The sequence below is a fragment of the Cyanobium sp. BA5m-10 genome, from assembly GCF_024346255.1.
GTDB classification, from domain to species: Bacteria; Cyanobacteriota; Cyanobacteriia; order PCC-6307; family Cyanobiaceae; genus Cyanobium_A; species Cyanobium_A usitatum.
Map to the genome: position 1 here is coordinate 23,506 of NZ_JAGQCP010000030.1, position 7,168 is coordinate 30,673.

General features: G+C 61.5%; 6 protein-coding genes. 2 read left to right on the top strand and 4 right to left on the bottom strand.

The window, feature by feature from the left end; genetic code table 11:
• Positions 1 to 21: 21 nt before the first annotated feature.
• Entirely contained in the window at positions 22 to 2,202 is a 2,181-nt protein-coding gene (locus KBY85_RS10795) for an AAA family ATPase (RefSeq protein WP_254961507.1), read from the bottom strand.
• 101 nt (positions 2,203 to 2,303) lie between these two features.
• On the opposite strand from KBY85_RS10795, the gene KBY85_RS10800 reads away from it, so the two are divergent.
• Together KBY85_RS10800 and KBY85_RS10805 are read left to right on the top strand one after the other, a co-directional pair.
• Positions 2,304 to 3,206 carry a hypothetical protein gene (locus tag KBY85_RS10800; protein ID WP_254961508.1) on the top strand — a complete coding sequence of 301 codons (903 nt, stop codon included), beginning with the start codon at positions 2,304 to 2,306 and terminating at the stop codon, positions 3,204 to 3,206.
• Between the two features lie 260 nt (positions 3,207 to 3,466).
• Positions 3,467 to 3,676, top strand: a complete 210-nt coding sequence (locus tag KBY85_RS10805; RefSeq protein WP_254961509.1) for a hypothetical protein — start codon at positions 3,467 to 3,469, stop codon at positions 3,674 to 3,676.
• A 147-nt stretch (positions 3,677 to 3,823) separates the two neighbouring features.
• On the opposite strand, the gene KBY85_RS10810 is transcribed toward KBY85_RS10805, so the two are convergent.
• The 3 genes from KBY85_RS10810 to KBY85_RS10820 form a co-directional block, all read right to left on the bottom strand.
• Complete coding sequence (locus KBY85_RS10810) at positions 3,824 to 4,756, bottom strand: restriction endonuclease (RefSeq protein ID WP_254961510.1); 933 nt, start codon at positions 4,754 to 4,756, stop codon at positions 3,824 to 3,826.
• Positions 4,753 to 6,423, bottom strand: a complete 1,671-nt coding sequence (locus KBY85_RS10815) for a restriction endonuclease subunit S (protein WP_254961511.1) — start codon at positions 6,421 to 6,423, stop codon at positions 4,753 to 4,755. The genes KBY85_RS10810 and KBY85_RS10815 overlap by 4 nt, the downstream gene beginning before the upstream one ends.
• The coding region (locus tag KBY85_RS10820) for a class I SAM-dependent DNA methyltransferase (protein ID WP_254961512.1) at positions 6,420 to 7,168 on the bottom strand (749 nt) is incomplete at its 5' end. The genes KBY85_RS10815 and KBY85_RS10820, both read right to left, overlap by 4 nt.

The window sequence follows — 7,168 nt, forward strand, 5'->3', positions numbered from 1 at the left end:
GCTCTGGCCCATCCTTGCTGATCAATCCGGCCTGCGGCGCTGCTGAAACTGCAGACCAGTGGCAGCGATGTCATGGCTGCGATTGGCAGCAATCGCTTCTTGGCTTCTGTGCACCAGCTCCTGCCTGAGCGCATCAGGGCTTTCGAACCGGATGCCGCCGCCAAAGGCAAACAACCAGCTGCGCAGGTCAATGTCGGCCGCAACTGTCCAGTTAGGCAGATCCAGCTCCACCGGGTAGGGATGGCTGGAGTCGGCCGCGCCGGGCTCCAGCAGGTGCGGCGCCTTGGGGTGGTGCCACCAGCTATCGCCAGGCAGCGGCTTGGAGAAACGCGTGTGCTCGATTGGGTAGCGCTGCAGGCCCTCGCGGATGAAGGCAAACGCCCAGGGCGCGCAACAGATCCGGAGCGTCACCAGTGCCTGGCTGCGCCGCTGGGCCGATGGGCTGGCAATCGCCAGCTGCTGCTCAAGATCACTCCCGAAGTAGATGCCACCGCTGTGGTGCAGCAAGCGCTCCAGCCGTGCCAGTGCTGCGGCGTGCTCTTCCGGGCTGCGGCGTAGGTCTCCATTGCTGGGGGGAGAGGCGAGCCGATCGAGCCGTTCGCTGCGGATGAGCCCTTGCTCGTGGCCCACCTGGTCCTCCTCAAAAAGGAGATACCAGCCGACGTTGTGGAAGATCAGCTGAAGCGGCCACACCCGCAACTCACCCTCGGGACTGTCGGCAAAGCTGCCCACTCCTGGGTAGCGCTGCAGCAGCACGCGGCGGTGTTCCACGATCGCGGCCTCAATGGCGTCTGCCCGCCTAGGTGCTGCCAGCGAATCGCGGCGCACCAGGGCGGTGTCCACCACCGCATGGCGCGCGTAGCTGCGCACTGGCGCTCCACCATTGGCGCTGATGCCTGCCCAGCCCAACCGCTCATCCAGCTCCACCAGCAGGTTTTGAGCAGAAGGGTCGGCCAGGCGGCCGGCGCTCTGGCGCAGCACGTTGTGCAGCTCCTGCAACCGCGCCGCAGAAAGCACAGCGGTGCCCAGGCAGTAGCCGTGTCGCACGTTGTCATTGCGATTGCGGAAGCCGTAGGGCGTAAGGATCTTTTCGAGGTCCTTACGCAGGGTGGCTGTTTCACCGCTCAGGTAGGCACCAGGGATGGCCTCAGTGGCGGCAATCAGGTGCTGGTGCAGGTTGGCGCCGCGTTCTGCCGGCCGATCAAAGGGCTGCTGCAGCAGATGACGCAGCAGGGTCATCACCCGCAGAAAAACCGGTCCATCGCCCATCGGCGGCAGGCCTCCATGACTTGCGCCACTTCCAGCATCACCCCGCATGCGCTGGGGAACCTCTGCCAGCTGGATTGGAGCAGACACCGGCACCGCGCTGCAGAAGCCATTGGCCTCCAGCCAGCCCAAATCCCCCCGGATGGCGGTGGCATCAGCAAAACACTGGCCATGCAACTGGCCTAGAAACGCCGCAGCACGTGCTGCCAGATCACCCTGGGGCAGGGGCGAGAGGATTGCTTCTAGTTCCTCTGCGCTGGCCGGATCGGTGGCGGCCAGATCGGGCCAGGTGCTCAGCAGCCGGATCAGATACAGCAGCCGCTCGAGATCAAGCAGCCGCGAGTAGCCGTGGCGCTGCAGTTTGCGTTCACGGTTGGTGGCGGAGCGGATGCGCTTATCCAGCCCGGACAGTTCGGCCTGCAGCACTGGCGTCAGCGCGCCGTGATGGGTTGGCACCACAGCGCAGATCGCCGCAAAGCCCTCCGCCCGGCATGGCCCGAAATGAGGATCAGCAAGGGCAGCGGCCATCTCCTGGATAACCGGCACCGGCACGGTCCGCTCGCGCCGGCTGTTCCACTCCAGCGAGGTGGGAAGGTCTGTGTAGAGCCACCAGCCGATCCATTCGACAGGTGCTGGTAGGGGGAGGGCCTGGGTGATCGCCAGCCGCCAGGGGCGGCGGGCATGGGTGGCATCGATGATCACCGGAATGCCAGCGGCCACGGCCTCTTGAATGCGCTGGTGCAGCCGCTGCTGGATGTCCACCCAGGGGCCCTGCACTGCTGCATCACCAAACACCTCAGCTCGGATTACGTCGGTGGAGAGCACCAGCGCTGGGGCCTCACCGGGGCCAGTGAGCAACGGCGCCAATGCTTGCGCCAGCGTGGTTTTACCGCTGGCGGGCTGGCCGATCAGCAGGTGGCAGCGCAAGGGCGCCATCGCAGCAGAGGCAACGGGGGCTTCCACTATTTCGCACGAAAAAGGGCACCGCCACCCCCCGCAGCGTTGACGCTGCATTCAGCAACACGTTCCTGCCTCCCTTGGCCCATTTCTGCAGCAGCAGCGCCCGCTCCACGCCACGGCGGGCTGAGAACTCCTACGCGCCGCCAACGCCCTTAGAAGATCTGCATATCCTCGACTTCCTCGAGCTAGCTGGCTCCCAGGCCAAGGCAGGTGCGGCACTGGCGCTGCACCAATCAACGGTATGCCGCAGCCTGCAGTTGATGCAGCAGCAGTTCCAGCTGCTGCCGCGCCAGGGGGCGCCCGTTTGCCGCCACGGCCAGAACGCCTGCCTGCACCATTTGCGGCTTGCATACCGGGAGCACCGGCTGATGGCTGGGCTGATCCGGCTCGGTACAGACCTGCTGCACCAAAGCCTCTTGCATGGAATGGCCGGCGTTCAGCTGGTGCCGCCACGCTTTCGCAGCGCTGAGCATTGGGCTGAGCTGGTGACCCACGGCCTGCTCGATGGCGCAATCGTCAGCTCCTTCTGCTTGGAGCAGGAGCTGCAGTCAGGTCAATCGCCCAAATGGGACGGGCTAAGCGCCATGCCCCTGGGGCAGCTGGCACTACAGCTGGTGGCGACAACTACAGAGGCAAAACAAGTGTTGCTGCCGCGCCGGGGTGCGCTGCCGCTGCTGCATCAGGCCCTGGAGTGGCACGGCCTTGGGGTGGAGCAGCAACCAGAGGCCTGCCAGGAACCCCCTGCCTGGCTTAAGCGGGCCCGCGACCGTCAGCTGGCGATGCCGATCTGCGCCGATTTGCTTGGACCAGGCTGGCTCAAGGCAAATGGTCTGGTGCCGCTGGCAGCGCAGCCACCGTTGATCGAACAGCTATGGCTGCTGCTGCCCCGCGGTGCGGCGCACAGCAAGGCAGCACGGCTTTGCCTGCGGCTGCTGAGGGTGCAGATCAATCGGGCTCACGCAATGCAGGTTCTGCATTGAATGCCAGTGCTGAACTGCGTTTCGGAGGCTGCGGATTGGCTGGCAGGCGCTGATAAGCGCAGCACACTGCTCTCAGTTGTTGACAGGTTTCTGTACCTGGATCTGGCACTGGGCAATGACATCCTGCTGATCAAAAGCCAGGTGGATTTCACTATCGGAGTAGTGATTGCCCCTGATGCAGAGCAGCTCAGGCCAGCCCCACATACACAGGCTGAAACCACTGCATCCTGCGGCTTTGGCGTTTCTCGCCATGCAGCACGGTGTGCCAGTGGCCTGGGCGCCAGTGGGGCCGCCGCGGGGCGCTGCTGCTGGCGCCGCCCGGGCTGCCCGGTGAAGGCGCCCTGGTTGGTGCGATCAAGCCGGAAGTGCCTGCCGATCCACACGGGGCCCTGGGGCTTCACGGCGCCGGTGTCATCCGCACCACCACCACCCGAGAAGCCCTTACCGCTGCGCACCTTGGAGGGCAGTGAATCCAGCAGGAGCCGGAGCTTACGTAGATCCTCTGACGAATCCACGCCTTAAAATGAGTGATGCAGCAGCATCCCTTATCTAATTAAGAGCGATTGAGTTGGCGATTGCCTACTTGGTTGATACCAGGTATGCGGGATGGTGCTGGCCTAGCTGCTCTCGAATTCCGAGAAGAAGTCCTCATCCAGCCGGTGCACCACATAGGTGTCCTTCACCGAAACGCCTACGCCAGCGGTGATCATGAGCAGGGTGAGTCGGTTGCCATCAATCAGCACAATCCGCTTGTCCACAAGACCATTGGCGTAATCGCGGGCATCCTTGCTGAAGCCGGACGTGGTGAGGAAGACGCCTTTGCTGGCGCCTACCCCACCCATGGCGCCGTAGAAGGCTTGGATCAACGGCCGCCCGATCGTCTGCTCCTGGTAGCGCTTGGCCTGGATGTAGATGCTGGCCAGACCCAGGCGGTCTTCATGGATGCGGCCATCGATGCCGCCATCGGGTCCGCGTTGTACTCCCTGGCGCGACTCGGGGCCGACGCCATAGCCAAGGGCACCAAGAAGCTGGAGCACCAGCGCCTCGAAGGCTTCTGGGCTGATCGCCTTCACTCGCTGCAGCAGTTCGCCTCGCACATCGGCTTCCAACTGGCTGATGCCTGCGGCGATCTGTTCCTCCGGGGTGACATCAGCCTCGGGTGCGGCTTCCGTAAGGGGTGTGCCATCAGTTGCTTCTGACTTGTCTGTTCCCCAGGCTTCCTCCCAGCCAGGGAATTGTTTGAGCCTGGAAAGGGTGACAGGGCCTGGTTCAGCAAGCAGCTGCCTGCCGCGATCATCGAGCTGAACCCAGCCGCGTTTTGGGGTGGACAGTGCCTGGGCTTTGCGTAGGTAGGTGGCGGCCCAAAGGCTGCGGTTGCGGAACTTCGGCTGACCACTGGGGATGGTTTCGGCCAGCTGTTCTGTGGTGAGACCGGAGACATCCATCATGCGCTGGATCACCGCTTTGACGTGGTGGGGCTCCCCGTCGGTCACGGCCTCCAACATGGGCCGCATCAGCTCGTGATACTTGGGTAAAGGTAATTCGGTCATGCAACTTCCGCCTCCGTGCTGAGATCGATGCCAGGGGCAAGGGCATCGGCAAGAACGGATTCAAGGAAGCGGCGGCTGTCTTGCTCCGTGGCCGTGATCTGTACCTCCAGCTGATCGCATAGTTTCATCAGCTCATCCACCTTCGCGACGATGCGGTGCTGCTCGGCGAGGGGTGGGAGGGGAAAGCGATAAGCCTTCAGCCCTTTTCCTGTGAAGTGTTTTATCCCAGCTCCTGTGAACTCTTCAGCGAGTCTTCCGTCATCAGCACTGGCGCGTAAAGCGTACACAAAGTAGACAGGGTCTACGAACGGCTTAAATCGGACACGGTGGATTGCTTTTTGAAAGTAGACACCAGTCACACGTTCATCCCAGACCGCTGCACGCCCAGGTTCGCCCCCCTCACAGATCAACACGTCGCCATCTCTAAGCTCGTACTCAGGAAGTTCAGTCTCCTCAAAACGCATTTCGAGAAGATCAGAAAGATTGAAGTCAAACCATCGCACATTGACATTGCGTAGATATGGACGGGGAACCCCCTTATTCTTCGCCTTGTCGAGCATCTTTCCAAGGCGGGCGTTCGCTACGGTGCCGACACTCGCCCATGCCCATCCAGAAGGGATAGGGAATGCATGATCTTTAGTTAGTTGAACACTGATCCGCTTCAGTATCTCAGTTGCCGGTTCATCACTGGGTTCCTGTTCCACCAACTTGCCGCGCACAGCGAGATTGAGGATGGTCTGACGCAGTTGCTTGATATGGGCCGCTCGGGTCGTGATGCGAGGCAGGTTGTTGAAGGTGAAGCGAGCATGCTCGCGGAAGGTTTCTTCCTCTTCGGCGGGTTGGTTCAAACCCTGCAGGCTGGCCGCCAGCAGGCTGTCGCGGCATTGCTCCCGCTCCACCTTGGCCGCCTCCAGCTGATCGCAGAGGGCCATCAGCTCATCCACCTTCGCAACGATGCGGTGCTGCTCGGCGAGAGGTGGTAGGGGGAAGGTTGTCCAAATAATCTTTACCTTGGAGATATTTGGTTGTGCTCCTCCCTCGCTTGCAGAATGAAATTGCGCGCGCTGCGATAAGAGATAAAAGAACAAGTATTGATTGAAGACACCAGGGAACGGGGTGCAGCCGCAAATCGCCTGGTTTGTGACTGCACTTTCAGCCAGGATGGCAACCTTGCCGATTGTTGCTCCATACATTGCAATCAGAACATCGCCAGTTTTGTTGATGCGGAATGATCCTTTCTCGACGGCAAGCTTCGAAACCGTTTCCTCTGAACCCTCAAGTGCTCGGTTGTCATTCAGTTCACCAGACTTAAGCCAAGTGATACCGCCGCCATAGAGGTCGGAATTCCCGCGTGATGGCGTCGATCCAGAGCCCCAATCACCAATAGAACCGAGACGGGTCCACACCCAGTTAGAAGGAACTGGGAATGAGATCTCTTCATTCGTAACTGGATCAACTTCTAACTTGCGGGCTTTCCCTGCCTTCACCAGCCGAGCCTTCTCTGCCGTAATCCCCTTCAGCAACTCCGCTGCGGTTTCTTCTCTGGGGTCTTGCTCCAACAGCTTGCCGCGCACGGCTAGGTCAAGGATGAAGCGCCGCAGGCGCGGCAGGGCGTCAGGTGCTTCGCTGATCCGCTCGAAGTGCTGTAGGAGCTGCTCGGCGTTCATCGCAGCAGCGCCTCGGCCAGGATCACTTTGAGCTGATCGCGCAGGCCAGCCGCCTTCTCTTCGTCCTGTTCCAGCTTGGCCAGCAGCTCGGCGGGGTTGCCGTGGTCATCGGCCACGGTGTGGGGGTTTTTGACGTCGAGGTTGAAGTTGCGAGCCTTAATCGCCTCGATGTCAACCTTCCAAGCCTGCTCTGTTTCCTGGCGGTTCTGGCGCTCGGCTCCACCCCACCATTCCACGCAGTCCTGGAAATGCTCCACCCGGATCGGCTTGGTCATCGAATAGGCCTTCTGGCCCGGTGGCACCCGGTGCTCGTAGAACCAGATGTCTTTGGTGGGATCTCCTTTTTCAAAGAACAGAAGGTTGGTGCCGATGCTGGCGTAGGGCTTGAACACCGAGTTCGGCAGCCGCACGATCGTGTGCAGGTTGCACTCCTCCAGTAGGTGCTCCTTGAGGCGGGTCTTCACACCTTCGCCGAAGAGGGAGCCATCCGGTAAGACGATCGCGGCCCGCCCGCCTGGCTTGAGCAGACGGATAAACAGAGCCAGGAACAGATCGGCGGTTTCCCTGGTGCGGAACTGGACCGGGAAGTTGTCTTGAATCCCATCCTCCTCCTGCCCCCCGAAGGGCGGATTGGTCAAGATGATGTCCACCTGGTCGCTCTTGCCATAGCTGGCATAAGGACGGGTGAGGCTGTTGTCATGCTCCACAAAGCTGGGATCTTCAATCCCATGCAGGAGCATGTTGG